We start from the raw sequence: 19,039 nt of genomic DNA, 5'->3' as shown, positions 1-19,039 counted from the left end.
ACCCCGTGCAACGCCAGATCTTCACCGAGGAGCACGACGCGTTCCGCGAGACCGTCCGGGCCTTCCTGGCCAAGGAGGTGCTCCCGTACTACGAGCAGTGGGAACAGGACGGCATCGTCTCCCGTGACGCCTGGCTCGCCGCCGGACGCGCCGGGCTGCTCGGCCTCGCCGTCCCGGAGGAGTACGGAGGCGGCGGCTCCACCGACTTCCGCTACAGCGCAGTCCTGGCCGAGGAGTTCACCAGGGCCGGTGCGCCGGGTCTCGCGGTCGGCCTGCACAACGACATCGTCGGCCCGTACCTCACCGGCCTCGCCACCGACGAGCAGAAGCGGCGGTGGCTGCCCGGCTTCTGCTCCGGCGAGACCATCACCGCCATCGCCATGACCGAACCGGGCGCCGGATCCGACCTCCAGGCCATCCGCACCACCGCCGAGGACAAGGGCGACCACTGGCTGCTCAACGGCTCGAAGACCTTCATCTCCAACGGCATCCTCGCCGACCTGGTCATCGTCGTCGCCAAGACCACGCCGGACGGCGGTGCCAAGGGGCTCTCGCTGATCGTCGTGGAGCGCGGTGCGGAGGGCTTCGAGCGCGGCCGCAACCTCGACAAGATCGGCCAGAAGTCGCAGGACACCGCCGAGTTGTTCTTCAACGACGTGCGTGTGCCGAAGGAGAACCTCCTCGGTGAGCTGGACGGCGCGTTCATCCACCTGATGACCAACCTGGCCCAGGAGCGCATGGGCATAGCGGTCGCCGGGATCGCCGCCGCCGAACACCTGCTGGAGATCACCACGCAGTACGTCAAGGAGCGCGAGGCGTTCGGACGGCCGCTGGCCAAGCTCCAGCACATCCGCTTCGAGATCGCGGAGATGGCCACCGAGTGCGCCGTCACCCGCACCTTCCTGGACCGGTGCATCGTCGACCACTCCGACGGGACGCTGGACGCCGTCCACGCCTCGATGGCCAAGTGGTGGGCCACCGAACTGCAGAAGCGCGTCGCCGACCGCTGCCTCCAACTCCACGGCGGCTACGGCTACATGAGTGAGTACAAGGTCGCCAAGGCGTTCACCGACGGCCGTATCCAGACCATCTACGGCGGCACGACCGAGATCATGAAGGAGATCATCGGCCGCTCGCTGCTCGCCTGACGACCTCCTCGATCTCTCCTCAACCACCCTCGAAAGGCAGCTGTCTTGAGTACCGAAGCATTCGTCTACGACGCGATCCGCACCCCGCGCGGCCGCGGCAAGGCCAACGGCGCCCTGCACGGCACCAAGCCGATCGACCTGGTCGTCGGCCTCATCCACGAGATCCAGGGCCGCTTCCCGGACCTGGACCCGGCCGCCATCGACGACATCGTCCTCGGCGTGGTCAGCCCGCTCGGCGACCAGGGCTCCGACATCGCCCGGATCGCCGCCATCGCGGCCGGCCTGCCCGACTCCGTCGCCGGCGTCCAGGAGAACCGCTTCTGTGCCTCGGGCCTGGAAGCGGTCAACCTGGCGGCCGCCAAGGTCCGTTCGGGCTGGGAGGACCTGGTGCTCGCCGGTGGCGTCGAGTCGATGTCCCGGGTGCCGATGGGCTCCGACGGCGGGGCCTGGGCCATGGACCCGATGACCAGCTTCGAGACCGGCTTCGCTCCGCAGGGCATCGGCGCCGACCTCATCGCCACCATCGAGGGCTTCAGCCGCCGCGATGTCGACGAGTACGCGGCCCTCTCCCAGGAGCGCGCGGCGGCGGCCTGGAAGGACGGCCGCTTCGCGCGGTCCGTCGTCCCGGTCAAGGACCGCAACGGCCTGCTCGTCCTGGACCACGACGAGCACATGCGGCCCGGCACCACCGCCGACTCGCTCGCCGGCCTCAAGCCGTCCTTCGCCGCCATCGGTGACATGGGTGGCTTCGACGCGGTGGCGCTCCAGAAGTACCACTGGATCGAGAAGATCGACCACGTCCACCACGCGGGCAACTCCTCCGGCATCGTCGACGGCGCCGCCCTCGTCGCCATCGGTTCGAAGGAGGTCGGCGAGCGCTACGGCCTCACGCCGCGCGCCCGCATCGTCTCCGCCGCCGTCTCCGGCTCCGAGCCCACCATCATGCTCACCGGCCCGGCGCCCGCCACCCGCAAGGCGCTCGCCAAGGCCGGGCTCACCATCGACGACATCGACCTCGTCGAGATCAACGAGGCCTTCGCCGGGGTCGTCCTGCGCTTCGTCAGGGACATGGGCCTGAGCCTGGACAAGGTCAACGTCAACGGCGGCGCCATCGCGCTCGGTCATCCGCTCGGCGCGACCGGCGCGATGATCCTCGGCACCGTCATCGACGAACTGGAGCGCCGCGACCAGCGGTTCGGCCTGGTCACGCTCTGCGTCGGCGGCGGCATGGGCGTCGCGACCGTCGTCGAACGCATCTGACCTGTTCCCGGCCACACCTGCTTACGGAGAAGACACCGACATGACCGAGAGCACCACCATCCGCTGGGAACAGGACGAGACCGGCGTCGTCACCCTCGTCCTCGACGATCCCGACCAGTCGGCCAACACGATGAACCAGGCCTTCAAGGACTCCATCGCGGCCATCGCGGACCGCGCCGAGGCCGAGAAGGACTCCATCCGCGGCATCATCTACACCTCCGCCAAGAAGACCTTCTTCGCCGGCGGCGACCTCAAGGACATGATCAAGGTCGGCCCGGAGAACGCCCAGGCCGCCTTCGACACCGGCACCGCCATCAAGCGCTCGCTCCGCCGCATCGAGACCCTCGGCAAGCCCGTCGTCGCCGCCATCAACGGCGCGGCCCTCGGCGGCGGTTACGAGATCGCGCTCGCCTCCCACCACCGCGTCGCGCTCGATGCCCCCGGCTCCCGCATCGGCCTCCCCGAGGTCACCCTCGGCCTGCTCCCGGCAGGCGGCGGCGTCACCCGTACCGTACGCCTCATGGGCATCACCGACGCACTGCTCAAGGTGCTCCTCCAGGGCACCCAGTACACGCCGCAGCGCGCCCTGGAGAACGGCCTCGTCCACGAAGTCGTCGCCACCCGTGAGGAGATGCTGGAGAAGGCCCGCGCCTTCATCGACGCCAACCCCGAGTCCCAGCAGCCCTGGGACGTCAAGGGCTACCGCATCCCCGGCGGCACCCCGTCCAACCCCAAGTTCGCCGCCAACCTCCCTGCCTTCCCGGCCAACTTGAAGAAGCAGATCGCGGGCGCGCCCATGCCCGCGCCGCGCAACATCCTCGCGGCGGCCGTCGAAGGCTCGCAGGTCGACTTCGAGACGGCCCTGACCATCGAGGCCCGGTACTTTACCGAGCTGGTCACCGGCCAGGTCTCCAAGAACATGATCCAGGCGTTCTTCTTCGACCTCCAGTCCGTCAACTCCGGTGCCAACCGCCCGAAGGACATCCCCGAGCGGCCGGTCCGCAAGGTCGCCGTGCTCGGTGCCGGGATGATGGGCGCGGGCATCGCCTACTCCTGCGCCAAGGCCGGGATCGACGTCGTCCTCAAGGACGTCTCCGCCGAGGCGGCCGCCAAGGGCAAGGCGTACAGCGAGAAGCTGCTCGCCAAGGCGCTCTCCCGGGGCCGTACGACGGAGGCGAAGCGCGACGAGCTGCTGGCCCGGATCACGCCGACCGGCGACGCGGCCGACCTCGCGGGCTGCGACGCGGTGATCGAGGCCGTCTTCGAGGACACCGCGCTCAAGCACAAGGTGTTCCAGGAGATCCAGGACGTCATCGAGCCCGACGCGCTGCTCTGCTCCAACACCTCGACTCTGCCCATCACGGATCTGGCCGAGGGAGTGTCCCGCCCGGCCGACTTCATCGGCCTGCACTTCTTCTCACCGGTCGACAAGATGCCGCTGGTCGAGATCATCAAGGGTGAGCGGACCGGCGACGAGGCGCTGGCCCGCGCCTTCGACCTCGTACGGCGCATCAAGAAGACGCCGATCGTCGTCAACGACTCGCGCGGCTTCTTCACCTCGCGCGTCATCGGCCAGTTCATCAACGAGGGCGTGGCGATGGTCGGCGAGGGCGTCGAGCCCGCCTCGATCGAGCAGGCCGCCGCCCAGTCCGGCTACCCGGCCAAGGTGCTCTCCCTCATGGACGAGCTGACCCTGACCCTGCCGCGCAAGATCCGCAACGAGACCAAGCGCGCGGTGGAGGAGGCCGGCGGCACCTGGCCCGGCCACCCGTCGGACGAGGTCATCGACCGCATGGTCGACGAGTTCGGCCGACCGGGCCGCAGCGGCGGTGCGGGCTTCTACGACTACGACGAGGACGGCAAGCGCACCGGTCTCTGGCCGGGCCTGCGCGAGCACTTCACCACCAAGTCCGAGGCGGACGTGCCCTTCGAGGACATGAAGGAGCGGATGCTCTTCTCCGAGGCGCTGGACAGCGTCCGCTGCCTGGAGGAGAACGTCCTCATCTCCGTCGCCGACGCCAACATCGGCTCCATCATGGGCATCGGCTTCCCGCCGTGGACCGGCGGCGTGCTCCAGTACATCAACGGCTACGAAGGCGGCCTGCCCGGATTCGTGGCCCGCGCCCGGGAGTTGGCCGACCGCTACGGCGACCGGTTCCTGCCGCCCGCGCTGCTCGTGGAGAAGGCGGAGAAGGGCGAGACCTTCCACGACTGAGTCGTCAACGGGCTGCTGCTTGGGCCGCGTTCACCGTCACTCGGTGGTGAACGCGGCCCGCAGCTCCTCCTTCAGCGACCGCTGAAAAGCCGTCACCAAGGCTTGTACGACGATCGGTTGCATGTGCGCGGAGAGCGACTTCATCGCCGCCACATGCTCCGGATCGCCCTCACGCTCCCGGTAGGGATTCCACACCTCGTCCCGGAAGAGCCGGGCCATCTCCTGAGCGGCCGACCGCGTGTGCTCCAGCAGGACGGTCCGGGCCGCGAGGATCGTCTCGTGCGCGATCGGCACGTCCAGCAGCTCGACGCCGAGCCGCAGCAGCCCGAGATCCACCCGGTACGCCCCGCCGCCTTCCTCCGGCCGCACCAGAACGCCCATCGCCGCCAGCCGCTCCACATCCGGCTCACCGAGCACCCGCCCAGCCCGCTTCTCCAGCTCCGCCCGCGTCAGGTCCTCCGCCGTGTCCGGCGCCCAGGACGCCACCAGGGCCCGGTGGATCGCCAGATCGTGGGCGCTCAGGTCGGGCGGCAGCTGCTCCAGATAGCGCTCGATGGCGGCGAGCGTCATGCCCTGGTGCTGGAGCTCCTCGATCAGCGCGAGCCGCGAGAGGTGATCGGCCCCGTAGCGCCCGACCCGGCGCGGCCCGATGACCGGTGGCGGCAGCAGACCCCGGGTGCTGTAGAACCGCACGGTACGCACGGTGACCCCGGCACGCGCCGCCAGCTCGTCCACCGTGAGCGTGGGCTCGTCGGTCCCGGTCCCCGTCGCCATCTCTGCTCCCCGCCGTCGACCTCGTATCGGACAGTGCCGCTGTCTCACCAGTACTGTGAAAGTCTCCGGCACGAGGGCGGCGCCGTCCACCCCGGCCCGGTTCCGTACCCGGTCCGCTCCCCAAGCCCCGCCCACACGCTCCTCCCGCCCGCGAGGGATCATGGAGGGAAGGGACGGGCAGCACACCGCAGGCCCGCCGGGAGCGCGGGAGCAGCGGATGAGCAGTGCGAAGGACGTCGAGGAGCCACCGCCGCCACCGCCCGGCGGCGTCCTCTGGAGCCTCTCCGGCGATATCCGGGCCCTGCTGATGCTGCCTGCCGCCCTCACGCTCCAGGTCGCCCATCCGGCCGTCGGCGCGGGCGTCGACGAGCACTCCGTCTTCCGCACCGATCCTTGGGGACGTGGCGAACGCTCTCTGCGTTCGCTCCAGCTCTGGGTGTACGGCGGTGCGGAGGCCGCCGAGGAGGGCCGCCGGCTGCGGCGGCTCCACCGCACCATCCAGGGCACCGACACCCGGGGCCGCGCCTACCACGCGCTGACGCCCGCCAACTACGCCTGGGTGCACGCCACCGGCTTCCCCGTCTACCGGCACGCCGCGCGCTATCTGATCCGGCCCATGACCCTCGCGCAGGAACGCGCGTTGTACGCGGAGTGGCTCCAGGTCGGCCGCATCCTCGGCATCCGCGACCGGGACATGCCGCAGACGATCGAGGAGTTCTGGCCGTACTGGGAGAAGATGCTCGCCGACGAGATCGAGGCGACGACCGTGGTGCGCGAACTGGTCGACGTCGACCAGCCCGTGCCGCCGCCGGACCGCGGCCCGTGGGCGGTGCGGATGCTGCTGCGGGCCCTGTGGCCGGTGCTGCTGCCGCCGCTGGCTCGCGGTCGGCGGTTCGTCACCATGGGGCTCATGCCGCCGGACGCGCGTACGGCGATCGGTCTGCCGTGGACGGCGGCGGAGGAGAAGCGGCTGCGGCGGCTCTGCGCGGTGCTGCGGGTCGTTGTCCCCGTACTCCCGGAGCGGCTGCGGTATCTGCCGATGGCACGCGCGGCCCGGGCCGCGCACCGTCGGAACGGCTGAACTTCGCCGTTCCGACGGCCCCTGATTCAGCGCGTGCGGCGCGCATCAGCGGTGGTCGTGACCCCCGTGTCCCCGGTCCCCGTGGTCATGGACCCTGTTCGTCGCCGCGATCTTCTTCCAGGACGCCGGCCGCTCCGGCTTGACCGCCGCCCGGGACGACAGCGCGTTCTTCGCGATCCCCGCCGAGGCCGCCGCCGGGAGCGCCGGCCGCTTCGGCTGGTACAGCCAGGTGTCGAACAGCGTCGCCAGCGGCTTGCCCGAGACCCGCTCCGCGTACCGCAGAAAGTCACCCACCGTCGCGTTGGAGTGCGCCTTCTCCGTCGGCCACCCCTTCAGCAGCGCGAAGAACGTCTCGTCGCCCACCTCGTTGCGCAGCGCCTGGAGCGCCAGCGCGCCCCGGTCGTAGACGGCGATGTCGAACTGCTTGTCCGGACCCGGGTCGCCCGGCCTCACCTTCCAGAACGGGTCGTCCGCCGGGCGCTGGGCGTAGACGTACTCCGCCAGCTCCTGCGCGGTGCCCTCGCCCTCCTTCTCCGACCAGAGCCACTGGCTGTAGCGGGCGAAGCCCTCGTTGATCCAGATGTCCTTCCAGCCGCCGACCGAGACGCTGTTGCCGTACCACTGGTGCGCGATCTCGTGGACGACGACCGAGACGTTGGCACCGTTCGCGAACTGCCGCGGGCTGTAGAACGGCCGCGTCTGGGTCTCCAGGGCGAAGCCGCTCGTCACATTGGGCACATAGCCGCCGAGCGCGTTGAACGGATACGGGCCGAAGACCTCGGTCAGCCACTCGGCGACCTCGGTCGTCCGCTCGATGCTGGCGCGCGCGGCACCCGCGTTGGCACCGAGGTCCCTGCTGTACGCGTTGAGCACCGGCAGTCCGTCGGCCGTCTTGTCCGTCGTGATGTCGAACTTCCCGACCGCGAGCGTCGAGAGGTACGTGGCCTGCGGCTTGTCCGAGCGCCAGTTGAAGCGCGTCCAGCCGAGCCTGGAGCTCTGCGAGACGAGCACTCCGTTGCTGATCGCCTGCGTGCCGTCCGGTACGGAGACCGAGATGTCGTACGTGGCCTTGTCGAGCGGATGGTCGTTGCTCGGGTACCACCAGACCGCCGAATCCGGCTCCTGCGCGGCGACGCCGCCGTCCGGCGTCCGGGCCCAGGCGGTCCAGCCGCCGATCTTCAGTTCGGAGGGCTTCCCGGCGTACCGGACGACCACGGAGACGTTCTTGTCCTTGGCCAGGCGGTCGGCCGGAGTGACCTCCAGCTCGTGGTCGCCGCTCCTGGTGAACGCGGCCTTCTCGCCGTTGACCCGCACCTCGGAGACGGCGAGTCCGAAGTCGAGGTTGAAGCGGCTCAGCTCCTGCGTGGTGGTGGCGAGGATCGTCGCCGTGCCCTCCAGCAGGTCGGTCGCCGGCTGGTACTTCAGCCGGAGGTCGTAGTGCGAGACGTCGTAGCCACCGTTTCCGCCGGCCGGGTAGTAGGGGTCGCCGATACCCGGGGCGCCCACGGTGCCGGTGGAGGCCGATGCCGGGATCGCCAGCAGAAGGGTGGCCGCCAGAGCGCTGGGGACGATGAATCTGCGGTGCACGCATACTCCAAGTCGTCGGGACGGTCGACCGGGCGGAGGTCGCCGCCGAACGGTCGTGGAACCGGTCGGGCGATGGTGCCGACCGGTCAGGAACGAGGCTATGCAGGCCACCGGGGAGGACGGTCGAATCCGGGCATCCCTGTCACACGATCGCCATGCCCTCGTCACGGCCGACAGTGATCGCCCCCTGTTGCACGGGAGTTGACCGAGGTAACGTCCGCAACGCCGACTGACCGGGGCTAATCCCGCGGTGGCCGCCGCGCGCACCGGCCTGCACGGACCTCGGCCCCGGCACCCCCGACCCGGCACCCATTCCGCCCGCACCACGCTCGTACTCCGGGAGGCAGCCGCTGATGACCCCTCGCATCACCCGCGCACTCCACATGCTCAGCCCGCACCCGTGGCTCGGCCCCGTCGCAGGGCCCGGACGCCCGCCGTCCGGAGCGCGGCGCCGTGGCCCGGCGGCACGGCGGCGGAGTGCGGTGGTGGCCGGGGTGCTGGCCGCGCTGGCCGTTCCGTTCGCCATCGCACCGGCCGAGGCGGCTCCGCGTCCGCCGCGCACCGGGTTCGAGACGAGCGACGGGGCCCGCTGGACCGGGCTCGGCGAGGAGCAGGCGTTCCTCGGAGCGGTGGACCGGGGGAGCGACCGGGTCGCCGTCGACCGGATCGGGACCACCGAGGAGGGCCGTCCTCTCCAACTCGTCCGTATCGGGAAGCAGCGCCCGGCCGCCACCACGGTCCTGCTGATCTGCAGTCAGCACGGTGACGAGCCCGCCGGCCGCGAGGCCTGTCTGACCACCTTGCGCGACCTCGCCTACGCCGAGGACCGCGCCACCCGCGCCTTCCTCTCCCGTACGACGGTCCTGGTCCTGCCCACCGCCAACCCGGACGGGCGCGCCGCCGACACCCGGGGCAACGCCGACGGCGTCGACATCAACCGGGACCACATCGCCTTGGCCACCGGGGAGGGCCGGGCGATCGCGGCCGTCGTGCGCGACGAACGGCCGGATGTGATCTACGACTTGCACGAGTACGGCGCCACACCGCCGTACTACGACAAGGACCTCTTCGTCCTCTGGCCCCGCAACCTGAATGTCACCGGCCGGGTCCACGACGCCTCGCGGACGCTCTCCGAGCAGTACGTGCGGCCCGCCGCGACCGGCGCCGGCTACAGCAGCGGCCACTACGGCATCTGGACCGACCCGGTCACCGGCGACCCCGTCAAGCAGACCGCCGGTGACGGCCAGGAACGCATCCTGCGCAACACCTCCGGCCTCAAGCACGCGGTCGGCCTCCTCATCGAGTCACGCATCGACGCGCTCAGCGAGGAGGAGAGGAACGACCAGGCCCTCAACCAGCGGCGCAGGGTCCACTCCCAGCGGACCGCGCTCGGCGGTCTCTTCGACTTCACCGAGGAGCAGCGCCTCCGCATCCGCGCGGCCACCGGGCCCTCGCGCGTGGCCGGCTTCGCCGACCTTGGCCCCGTATACCTCGGCGGCGCCGACAACGACCCGGCCGAGCCCGCCGAGATCCTCACCGACCCGCCGTGCGGCTACCGGCTGACGGCGGCCCAGTACGCCGGGGTGAAGGACGAACTGGCCCTGCACGGCGTCCGCTCCCACCACGACGGAGATGGCGCGTTTGTGTCGCTGCGTCAGTCGGTCAGGAACCTGATTCCGCTGCTTCTCGACCAGCGGGCGACATATTCGATCACACATGGTCAAGCCAACACCACTTGTTGATCCTTCGAGATCGTAGGCAGGTGTGGTACTGCCTACGAAGAGTGTTTTTCGGACTCGGTGAAAGGTGCCATCAGTGTCCCAGGACGACCAGTCAGCGGAGGGCCGGGAGGAACTGTCGGTCACGGCGGACCTTCCACCCGAACCGGTCAGCACCCGGGCCCCGACCACCGACCGGGTGGTGTTCGGCGTCACGGCGGTCCTCACGCTCGCCTTCGTCATCTGGGGCGCGACCGCCACCTCCTCGCTGGAGACCGCGTCCGGCACGCTGCTCGAAGGGCTCATCCACAACGGCGGCTGGGCCTTCATGCTCGCCGCGTCGGGCTTCGTGATCTTCGCGCTCTGGCTGGCGATCAGCCGGTACGGCAAGATCTGCCTGGGCCAGGAGGGCGAGGAGCCGGAGTTCCGGACCATCTCCTGGATCGCGATGATGTTCAGCGCCGGTATGGGCATCGGGCTGATGTTCTGGGGTGTGAGCGAGCCCCTGGCCCACTACCGCACGCCGCCGCCCGGCACCGACCCCGCCGACTCGGCCGACGCCATGCAGACGGCGATGGCCACCACCCTCTTCCACTGGACGCTGCACCCGTGGGCGATCTACGCGGTGGTCGGCCTCGCCATCGCCTACAGCGCGTACCGGATGCGCAGGCGGCAGACGATCAGCGCGGTCTTCGAGCCGTTGATCGGCAAGCGCCACGCGTACGGAGGCTTCGGTCGCTTCATCGACATCCTGGCCATCTTCGCGACGCTCTTCGGCTCTGCGGCCTCGCTCGGCCTCGGCGCGCTCCAGATCGGCAGCGGCATCCAGGAGCTGGACTGGCTGCAGAAGGCCGGCACCGGTCTCCTCGTCGCCATCATCGCCGTGCTGACGGTCGGCTTCGTCGCCTCCGCCGTCTCCGGTGTGGAGAAGGGCATCCAGTGGCTCTCCAACATCAACATGGTGCTGGCCCTGCTCCTGGTCGTGTTCGTCTTCATCGCGGGTCCCACGATCTTCATCCTCGACCTGGTGCCGACCTCGCTGGGCGCCTACCTCAGCGACCTCGGCCAGCTCGTCGGCCGCACCGAGGCGACCGGCGGCGGTGAGGTGGCCGAATGGCTCGGCGGCTGGACCGTCTTCTACTGGGCCTGGTGGATCTCCTGGACGCCCTTCGTCGGCATGTTCATCGCCCGGATCAGCCGCGGCCGCACGATCCGCCAGTTCGTCGGCGGCGTCATCCTGGTGCCCAGCACGGTCAGCCTGATCTGGTTCGCCGTCTTCGGCGGCACGGCGATGAAGCTGGACGAGGCGAAGAAGCTCACCGGCGCCGAGACCCCCGAGGCGCAGCTCTTCGGCGTCCTCCAGGAGTTCCCGATCGCCACCGTGACCAGCATCCTGGTGATGATCCTCGTCGGTATCTTCTTCGTCTCCGGCGCCGACGCCGCCTCGATCGTCATGGGCACGCTCTCGCAGAAGGGCGTCCTGGAGCCCAGCAAGTGGGTCGTCATCTTCTGGGGTGTCGTGACCGGGGCTGTGGCCGCGGTCATGCTGCTCATCGGCGACGGCAAGGAGAACGCGCTGGAAGGACTTCAGAACCTCACGATCCTGGTGGCCGCTCCCTTCGTCGTCGTGATGATCGGCATGTGTGTGGCCCTCATGCGCGACCTGCGCCGGGACCCGCAGATCGTCCGCCAGGAGTTCGGTGTGGAGGCGGTCGAGTCCGCGGTGATCGAGGGCCACGCCAAGTACGACGGCGACTTCGAGATCCGGATCGGCCCCGGCACCACGGTCACCACGGACGAACGCCACAAGGAGACGCCGATCGAGAAGCGTCCCCAGGACTGATCCCCGGGACCACCTCGCGCGTACGGCGGCGGCTCAGCCCACCAGGGCGGCCGCCGCCCGTGCGCAACCCCAGGCCACGGTCACGCCCGCACCACCGTGACCGTAGTTGTGCACCAGCCGTCCGCCGCCCGGCAGGGGCTCCGCCGCGATCCGCACTCCGCCCTCCCGCACCGGCCGCAGCCCCACCCGGTGTCCCAGCACCCGGGCGCCCGCGATCTCCGGCCGGACGCGCGCACACCGCGCCACGATCTCCCGCGCCACCGCCGCGTCCGGCTCCCGGCGCTCGTCGTCCGCCTCCGCCGTGCCGCCCAGCACCAGACCGGCCGGCTGCGGGAAGAAGTACGTCGTCGCGGCGGACGCCGGATCCGCCTCGGCGAACCACTCGGCGACCCCCGGGTTCTCCACCACGACCAGCTGCCCCCGCACCGCCCGCACCCCCGCGTCCGGCACCAGCTCCCGCGCCCCGAGCCCGGTGCAGTTCACCACCACCGGGGCCCACGCCGCCGCCTCCGCGAACCCCGTCACCGCACGCCGCTCCACCGCACCGCCCGCCGCCTCCAGCCGCCGCTCCAGCCAGGCCAGGTGGACCGGCATGTCCAGCAGCGGCAGCACCACCCGCAGCCCCTCCGCCACCTCCACCGCACCCTTGAGCTCCGCCGCCCACGGCCCCAGCGCCGCGAACCGCTCACCACCGTGCACCCCGGCCACCAGCCGTACGCCGGTGCCACCGGGCCCGGCCGCCAGCTCCTCGTACACGGCCAGCGTCTCCAGCGACCAGGCGCCGACCCGCTCGGCCGGCTCGATCCGGTACGGCCACCACAGCGCGCCGGCCACCGCCGAGGTCGTCGATCCGGCCGGATCGCGCGACCAGACCCGCACCCGCAGCCCGCGCTCGGCCAGCGTCACGGCGGTGGTGAGGCCGATGACCCCACCGCCCACCACGATCACGTCCGCCGTATCCGCCACATCCACGTCATCCGTCGTCATGGTCGCTCCTGTCCCATCCGTACGCTCTGTCGCTGCCCGGACGCTAACGGAGGACAGCACGTCAAGGGCAGAGGGCAGCGGAGGCATCGGGCACCGGCGGCTAGGATCGGCTTTCTGATGACTGCCACCCTCGTCGCCAAGGACCTCGCCGCCGGACACGGCGACCGCACACTCTTCGCCGGACTCGACCTCGTCGTCGCGCCCGGAGACGTGATCGGTCTCGTCGGAGTCAACGGCGCCGGAAAATCGTCCCTGCTCCGTCTGCTCGCCGGACTCGACCGCCCGGAGGAGGGCGAGCTGCGCCTCTCCCCGCCCACCGCCACCGTCGGCCACCTCCCGCAGGAGCCCGAGCGGCGCGACGGCGAGACCGTGGCCGAGTTCCTGGCCCGCCGCACCGGCGTCGCCGACGCCCAGTGCGCCATGGACGAGGCGACGGAGGGCCTGGTCTCCGGCGCTCCGGGTGCGGACGACGCGTACTCCGAGACCCTGGAGCGCTGGCTGGCCCTCGGCGGCGCGGACCTGGAGGAACGGGCCGCGCAGGTCGCCGCCGAGCTGGGTCTGAGTGTGAGCCTGGAGCTGCCGATGACCGCGCTCTCCGGCGGCCAGGCCGCCCGTGCCGGACTCGCCTCGCTCCTCCTCTCCCGCTACGACATCTTCCTGCTGGACGAGCCCACCAACGACCTGGACCTCGACGGCCTGGAGCGGCTGGAGCGCTTCGTCTCGGGGCTGCGGGCCGGGACCGTCGTCATCAGCCACGACCGCGAGTTCCTGATGCGCACGGTCACCAAGGTGCTGGAGCTCGACCTCGCGCAGCAGCAGATCAACCTGTACGGCGGTGGGTACGCCGCCTACCTGGAGGAGCGCGAGACCGCGCGCCGGCACGCCCGCGAGGGCTTCGAGGAGTACGCCGACAAGAAGGCGGCCCTCGAAGCGCGCGGCCATATGCAGCGCTCCTGGATGGACAAGGGTGTCAAGAACGCGCGCCGCAAGGCCACCGACGGCGACAAGCTCGGCCGCAACGCGCGCAGCGAGGCGAGCGAGAAGCAGGCGGCGAAGGCCCGGCAGACCCAGCGCATGATCGAGCGCCTCGATGTCGTCGATGAGCCGCGCAAGGAGTGGGAGCTGCGGATGGAGATCGCCACCGCTCCGCGCTCCGGATCGGTCGTCGCGACCCTGCGCGAAGCCCGAGTGGTACGCGGCGACTTCTCGTTCGGGCCCGCCTCGCTCCAGATCGACTGGGCCGACCGGGTCGCCATCACCGGCGCCAACGGCGCGGGCAAGTCCACGCTCCTCGCGGCCCTGTTGGAGCGGCTGCCGCTCGACTCCGGCCATGCCACGCTCGGTTCGGGCGTCGTGGTCGGCGAGGTGGACCAGGCCCGCAAGCTCTTCCTCGGCTCGCAGTCGCTGCTGGAGGCGTTCTGCGCGGCGGTGCCCGACACGGAACCGGCCGAAGTCCGCACGTTGCTGGCCAAGTTCGGCCTCCGCGCCGACCATGTGATGCGCCCGGCCACCAGCCTCTCCCCGGGCGAGCGCACCCGCGCCGCCCTCGCTCTGCTCCAGGGCCGAGGAGTCAACCTCCTGGTGCTCGACGAGCCGACGAACCATCTGGACCTGCCCGCCATCGAGCAGTTGGAGGCGGCCTTGGAGAGCTACACGGGCACGCTGCTGCTGGTCACCCACGACCGGCGGATGCTCGAAGCGGTCCGCACGACGCGCCGCATCGAAGTGGCGGACGGCCAGGTCAAGGAAGTCTGAGCGGCGTTACGAGAGGTGGGGACGGGCCACACGCGGCGGCCCGCCCCCATCCTCTTTCGGGTTTCAGCGCTTCCGGCCACCCTGCTTCGGGTCGGACGTCAGCCCGGCCCGCCGCAGCGCGTCCGCCATCGCGCTGTTCGCCGGAGCCGAAGCCGGAGCACTCTGGCCCTGCCGTGACCCACCGCCACCGGAGCCGCCGCGCCGGTCCCGGCCGCCGTTCTGACGGCCCTGGCCACCGCCCTGCCCGCCACCGGATCCCTGACCCTGGCCCTGCCGCTGCTTCGGCGGACGCGAGCCGCGCTCACCACGTCCCTGCCCGCCACCGGCGCCCGGCTCGTCGTCCAGCCGCAGCGTCAGCGAGATCCGCTTGCGCGGCACATCGACGTCCATGACCTTGACCTTCACGATGTCCCCGGGCTTCACGACCTCGCGCGGGTCCTTCACGAACGTCTTCGACAGCGCCGACACGTGCACCAGTCCGTCCTGGTGGACGCCGATGTCCACGAAGGCGCCGAACGCCGCGACGTTCGTCACGACGCCCTCCAGCACCATGCCGGGCTCCAGGTCGCCGAGCTTCTCGACGCCCTCCTTGAAGGTCGCCGTACGGAACGCGGGCCGCGGGTCGCGTCCCGGCTTCTCCAGCTCCTTCAGGATGTCCGTCACGGTCGGCAGACCGAACATGTCGTCCACGAAGTCCGCCGCGCGCAGCGACCGCAGCGCCTCCGCGTTGCCGATCAGCGAGGCGACCTCTCCGCCCGCCGTTCTGCTCATCCGCCGCACCACCGGGTAGGCCTCCGGGTGCACGCTGGAGCCGTCCAGCGGGTCGTCGCCGCCGCGGATCCGCAGGAAGCCCGCGCACTGCTCGTACGCCTTCGGGCCGAGCCGTGCCACATCCTTGAGCCCCTTGCGGGAGCGGAAGGGGCCGTTGGTGTCGCGGTGCGCCACGATGTTCTCGGCGAGGCCGGAGCTGATCCCGGAGACCCGTGAGAGCAGCGGTGCGGAGGCGGTGTTGACGTCCACACCGACACCGTTCACACAGTCCTCGACGACCGCGTCCAGCGAACGTGAGAGCTTCACCTCGGAGAGGTCGTGCTGGTACTGGCCGACGCCGATCGACTTCGGGTCGATCTTCACCAGCTCGGCCAGCGGGTCCTGCAGCCGCCGCGCGATCGAGACCGCGCCGCGCAACGACACGTCCATGTCCGGCAGTTCCTGCGAGGCGAAGGCGGAGGCGGAGTACACCGAGGCGCCCGCCTCCGAGACCATCACCTTGGTGAGCTTCAACTCCGGGTGCTTGTCGATCAGTTCACCGGCGAGCTTGTCCGTCTCGCGGGACGCCGTGCCGTTGCCGATCGCGACCAGGTCGACCGCGTGCTCCTTCGCGAGGTGCGCGAGCTTGGCCAGCGCCTGGTCCCACTTGTTGGCGGGCACGTGCGGGTGGATCACATCGGTGGCCACCACCTTGCCGGTCGCGTCGACGACCGCCACCTTCACGCCCGTACGGAATCCGGGGTCCAGGCCCAGCGTGGCGCGCGTCCCGGCCGGTGCCGCGAGCAGCAGATCGCGCAGGTTCGAGGCGAAGACCCGTACCGCCTCGTCCTCCGCCGCCGTGCGCAGCCGCAGTCGCAGGTCGATGCCGAGGTGCACCTGGATCCGCGTCCGCCACGCCCAACGCACCGTGTCCGCCAGCCACTTGTCTCCCGGCCGGCCCCGGTCGGCGATCTCGAAGCGGCGGGCGATCATGTTCTCGTACGTCGAGGGGCCCGGCCGCTCGGCGGCTTCCGGCTCCTCCGGCTCCAGGACCAGGTCGAGCACGTTCTCCTTCTCGCCGCGCAGCATCGCGAGCACCCGGTGCGAAGGCAGCGCGGTGAACGGCTCAGCGAAGTCGAAGTAGTCGGCGAACTTGGCGCCCGCCTCCTCCTGGCCCTCACGCACCTTCGCCGCCAGCCGGCCACGGCTCCACATGCGCTCGCGCACCTCACCGGTCAGGTCGGCGTCCTCGGAGAACCGCTCGGTGAGGATCGCCCGCGCGCCTTCCAGCGCCGCCGCCGCGTCCGCCACACCCTTCTCGCCGTCCACGAACGCGGCAGCGGCGGCGAGCGGATCGGCCGACGGATCGCCGAGCAGGCCGTCCGCCAGCGGTTCGAGCCCCGCCTCCCGGGCGATCTGCGCCTTCGTCCGCCGCTTCGGCTTGAACGGCAGGTAGATGTCCTCCAGGCGCGCCTTCGTCTCGGCGCCCCGGATCGCGGCCTCCAGCGCGGCGTCCAGCTTGCCCTGTTCGCGTACGGATTCGAGGATCGACGTACGCCGCTCCTCCAGCTCCCGCAGATAGCGCAGCCGCTCCTCCAGCGTGCGCAGCTGCGCGTCGTCGAGCGATTCGGTCGCCTCCTTGCGGTAGCGCGCGATGAACGGCACGGTGGAACCGCCGTCGAGCAGCTCGACGGCCGCCCTGACCTGTCGCTCACGTACGCCGAGCTCCTCGGCGATCCTGCCTTCGATGGACGTCGTCACGGTTTTCCCGACTCGCCTTCTCGTACTGGCTGTGCAGTGACAGGGCCCTCTCGTTCGGATCGGGCCCTCAGAGCTGCATTGTGCCGGGTGGCCGGGGGCCGTGTCGCATGACCTCGGGGAACACGCCCGGGAGCTCCCGTACCGCGCACGGGAGCTCCGGACCGGCCGCCCGGGTCAGCGCCCGGTCGCCTCGGCCGGGAACGCGCCGTTCGCGGCGGCCATGAACAGGAAGCCGCGCCCCAGCTCGGTGAGCCGCTCCACGCCTTCCGCGCCGAGGTGTTCGTACGGGGCCGTGTCCATCCGGTCCGTCGCCTCCTCCACCTCCGCGCGCAGCGCCGTACCCGCCTCGGTCAGCGCCAGCTCCTCGCCCGCGACGAGCAGCCCGCGCTCCCGCAGCCGCTCGGACGCCGCCTCCCAGTCGGTGCGGCGCCAGCCGCGCGAGGAGAGGATCCAGCGGATGGCCATGCCCTTGCCGGTAGCGGTGTGGCTGACGAGCGACTCCACCGGGTCCAGACCGGCGGCGAGCAGCGCGGCGAGGTGCGCGTCGCCGCGGTGCTCGCGCAGCAGGGTCGCGGCGTGCCAGAAGGCCAGGTGCGGCTCGTCGGGCACCGGCAGCTCCGCGTGGGCCGCGTAGAGCGGCCGGGCGTGCGGCGTGCACGCCTCGGTGGCGCGCAGCGCGAGCCGGGCCGCCTCCGCCATCTCGTCGGAGGCGATGATCTCCTCGCCGAGCAGCCGCCGCAGCGTCGCGTCCGCCGCGCGCAGCCGGGCCGCGAGCACCTGCTCGGGCGAGGCCACGGACCAGACGGCGGGCACGTGCGCGGCGACCAGGACGGGGTTGAAGTTGTAGAAGGTCGCGGTCACCGCGCCCGCGCCCACCGCGCCGAGCGCGGCGGCCCGGGTCGCGAAGTAGGCGGCGCTCGGGTCCTCGATGCCGAGCTTGCCCAGCTCGGCGCCGAGGTCGGGAGAGAAGAAGAGGCACGAGTGCAGCGGGTTGACGGCGTTGTGACAGCGGCGTTCCGCGCGGGCCGGAAGAGTACTCATACCTGCACGTTACCGACTGGTCGGTACGTCGTGAAGCCCGGGGCACCGTGGAACACGGCAGCCCGCGTCATGGCAGAAAAGGTGGGTTCTTCGTCATTGCGGCCATCGCCGCCTGCCGCCCAGGATGACAGGCGTGACCCAGCGAACCGTGCTCGCCGTCCTCTTCGACGGCGTCCAGAGCCTTGATGTGACCGGCCCGATGGAGGTCTTCGCCGGGGCCTCGCGGGCGCCGGGCGTCTCCTACGACCTGCGCACCGCCTCGCTCGACGGCGGCCCGGTCCGCACGAGCAGCGGACTGACCCTGGTCCCCGACAGCAGCCTCGCCGAGGCACCCGCACCGCACACCCTGCTGGTCCCCGGCGGACCCGGCACCCGCGACTCCCACCCGGAGCTGACCGCCTGGCTGCGGGCCCACGCCGGGCAGGCGGAGCGGCTGGTCTCCGTGTGCACCGGGGCCCTGCTGCTGGCCGAGGCGGGCCTCCTGGACGGCCACCGCGTGACGACCCACTGGAACTACTGCGCACAGCTGGCCCGCGACCATCCGGCCGTCCAGGTCGACCCCGACCCGATCTTCGTGCGGGACGGACACCTGGCCACCTCGGCGGGCGTCACCGCCGGCATCGACCTGGCGCTCGCGCTGGTCGAGGAGGACCACGGCCGGGACCTCGCGCTGACCATCGCCCGCCACCTCGTCGTCTTCCTCCGCCGTCCCGGAAATCAGGCCCAGTTCAGCGCCCAGCTCAGCGCGCAGACGGCACAGCGCGAACCACTGCGCGAGGTCCAGCACTGGATCACCCAGCACCCGGACGCGGATCTCGCCGTGGACGCCCTCGCGGCCCGCGCCCGGCTCTCGCCACGGCACTTCGCCCGCGCGTTCCGGGAGGAGACCGGGACGACACCGGGACGGTACGTGGACCGCGTACGCCTGGAGCACGCCCGCAGGCTCCTGGAGGACACCTCCGACCCCGTCGAACGGATCGCCCGCGCCAGCGGCTACGGGACGCCGGAAGCCATGCGCCGCGCCTTCGTGAAGGCCCTCGCCACGGCGCCGGCGGAGTACCGTCGCCGCTTCCGTACACCGATGTCCACCACCTGACCCGACCTGACCCGTCCACCGAA

13 protein-coding genes are annotated in these 19,039 nt (G+C 71.2%); 8 read left to right on the top strand and 5 right to left on the bottom strand.

What is annotated here, in order from left to right; translation table 11 throughout:
• Positions 1–5 precede the first annotated feature (5 nt).
• Genes ABZ267_RS28840 through ABZ267_RS28830 form a run of 3 tightly spaced genes read left to right on the top strand, consistent with a single transcriptional unit; the run spans position 6 to position 4,623 of the window.
• Positions 6–1,148, top strand: coding sequence for an acyl-CoA dehydrogenase family protein (locus ABZ267_RS28840; protein ID WP_356752541.1), 1,143 nt, complete (start codon positions 6–8; stop codon positions 1,146–1,148).
• Positions 1,149–1,193: 45 nt separating this feature from the next.
• On the top strand, positions 1,194–2,408 hold the full coding sequence (locus ABZ267_RS28835) for an acetyl-CoA C-acetyltransferase (protein ID WP_356752539.1): 1,215 nt from the start codon (positions 1,194–1,196) through the stop codon (positions 2,406–2,408).
• A 40-nt stretch (positions 2,409–2,448) separates the two neighbouring features.
• Positions 2,449–4,623: a 3-hydroxyacyl-CoA dehydrogenase NAD-binding domain-containing protein gene (locus ABZ267_RS28830; protein ID WP_356752537.1), complete on the top strand. Its 2,175-nt coding sequence runs from the start codon at positions 2,449–2,451 to the stop codon at positions 4,621–4,623.
• Positions 4,624–4,659: 36 nt separating this feature from the next.
• On the opposite strand, the gene ABZ267_RS28825 is transcribed toward ABZ267_RS28830, so the two are convergent.
• Positions 4,660–5,397, bottom strand: a complete 738-nt coding sequence (locus tag ABZ267_RS28825; protein WP_356752535.1) for a MerR family transcriptional regulator — start codon at positions 5,395–5,397, stop codon at positions 4,660–4,662.
• A gap of 217 nt (positions 5,398–5,614) precedes the next feature.
• On the opposite strand from ABZ267_RS28825, the gene ABZ267_RS28820 reads away from it, so the two are divergent.
• Positions 5,615–6,478: an oxygenase MpaB family protein gene (locus ABZ267_RS28820; RefSeq protein WP_356752533.1), complete on the top strand. Its 864-nt coding sequence runs from the start codon at positions 5,615–5,617 to the stop codon at positions 6,476–6,478.
• A 45-nt stretch (positions 6,479–6,523) separates the two neighbouring features.
• Here the strand turns inward: ABZ267_RS28820 and ABZ267_RS28815 are convergent, their stop codons facing one another.
• On the bottom strand, positions 6,524–8,065 hold the full coding sequence (locus ABZ267_RS28815; RefSeq protein ID WP_356752531.1) for a M1 family metallopeptidase: 1,542 nt from the start codon (positions 8,063–8,065) through the stop codon (positions 6,524–6,526).
• Positions 8,066–8,418: 353 nt separating this feature from the next.
• Here ABZ267_RS28815 and ABZ267_RS28810 point away from each other — a divergent pair, with 353 nt between their 5' ends.
• On the top strand, positions 8,419–9,807 hold the full coding sequence (locus ABZ267_RS28810; protein WP_356752529.1) for a M14 family metallocarboxypeptidase: 1,389 nt from the start codon (positions 8,419–8,421) through the stop codon (positions 9,805–9,807).
• A gap of 73 nt (positions 9,808–9,880) precedes the next feature.
• A complete protein-coding gene (locus tag ABZ267_RS28805) occupies positions 9,881–11,626 on the top strand; it encodes a BCCT family transporter (protein ID WP_356752527.1) in 1,746 nt (581 codons plus the stop codon).
• Between the two features lie 33 nt (positions 11,627–11,659).
• Here ABZ267_RS28805 and ABZ267_RS28800 read toward each other — a convergent pair whose 3' ends face one another.
• A complete protein-coding gene (locus ABZ267_RS28800; protein WP_356752645.1) occupies positions 11,660–12,592 on the bottom strand; it encodes an FAD-dependent oxidoreductase in 933 nt (310 codons plus the stop codon).
• Positions 12,593–12,730: 138 nt separating this feature from the next.
• Here ABZ267_RS28800 and ABZ267_RS28795 point away from each other — a divergent pair, with 138 nt between their 5' ends.
• Entirely contained in the window at positions 12,731–14,368 is a 1,638-nt protein-coding gene (locus tag ABZ267_RS28795) for an ABC-F family ATP-binding cassette domain-containing protein (RefSeq protein ID WP_356752525.1), read from the top strand.
• Positions 14,369–14,431: 63 nt separating this feature from the next.
• Here the strand turns inward: ABZ267_RS28795 and ABZ267_RS28790 are convergent, their stop codons facing one another.
• Both ABZ267_RS28790 and ABZ267_RS28785 read right to left on the bottom strand, forming a co-directional pair.
• Positions 14,432–16,879, bottom strand: coding sequence for a Tex family protein (locus ABZ267_RS28790; protein ID WP_356752524.1), 2,448 nt, complete (start codon positions 16,877–16,879; stop codon positions 14,432–14,434).
• 174 nt (positions 16,880–17,053) lie between these two features.
• Positions 17,054–17,920, bottom strand: coding sequence for a hypothetical protein (locus ABZ267_RS28785; RefSeq protein WP_356752523.1), 867 nt, complete (start codon positions 17,918–17,920; stop codon positions 17,054–17,056).
• 124 nt (positions 17,921–18,044) lie between these two features.
• On the opposite strand from ABZ267_RS28785, the gene ABZ267_RS28780 reads away from it, so the two are divergent.
• The gene (locus ABZ267_RS28780; protein ID WP_356752521.1) at positions 18,045–19,016 is read left to right on the top strand and encodes a DJ-1/PfpI family protein; all 972 of its coding nucleotides are present in this window, start codon (positions 18,045–18,047) and stop codon (positions 19,014–19,016) included.
• Positions 19,017–19,039: the final 23 nt, after the last annotated feature.

The sequence above is a fragment of the Streptomyces sp. NPDC006174 genome (assembly GCF_040614075.1).
Taxonomy (GTDB): Bacteria; Actinomycetota; Actinomycetes; order Streptomycetales; family Streptomycetaceae; genus Streptomyces.
The sequence above is the reverse complement of the archived record's forward strand: the minus strand, read 5'-3'. Positions and strand labels throughout refer to the sequence as shown.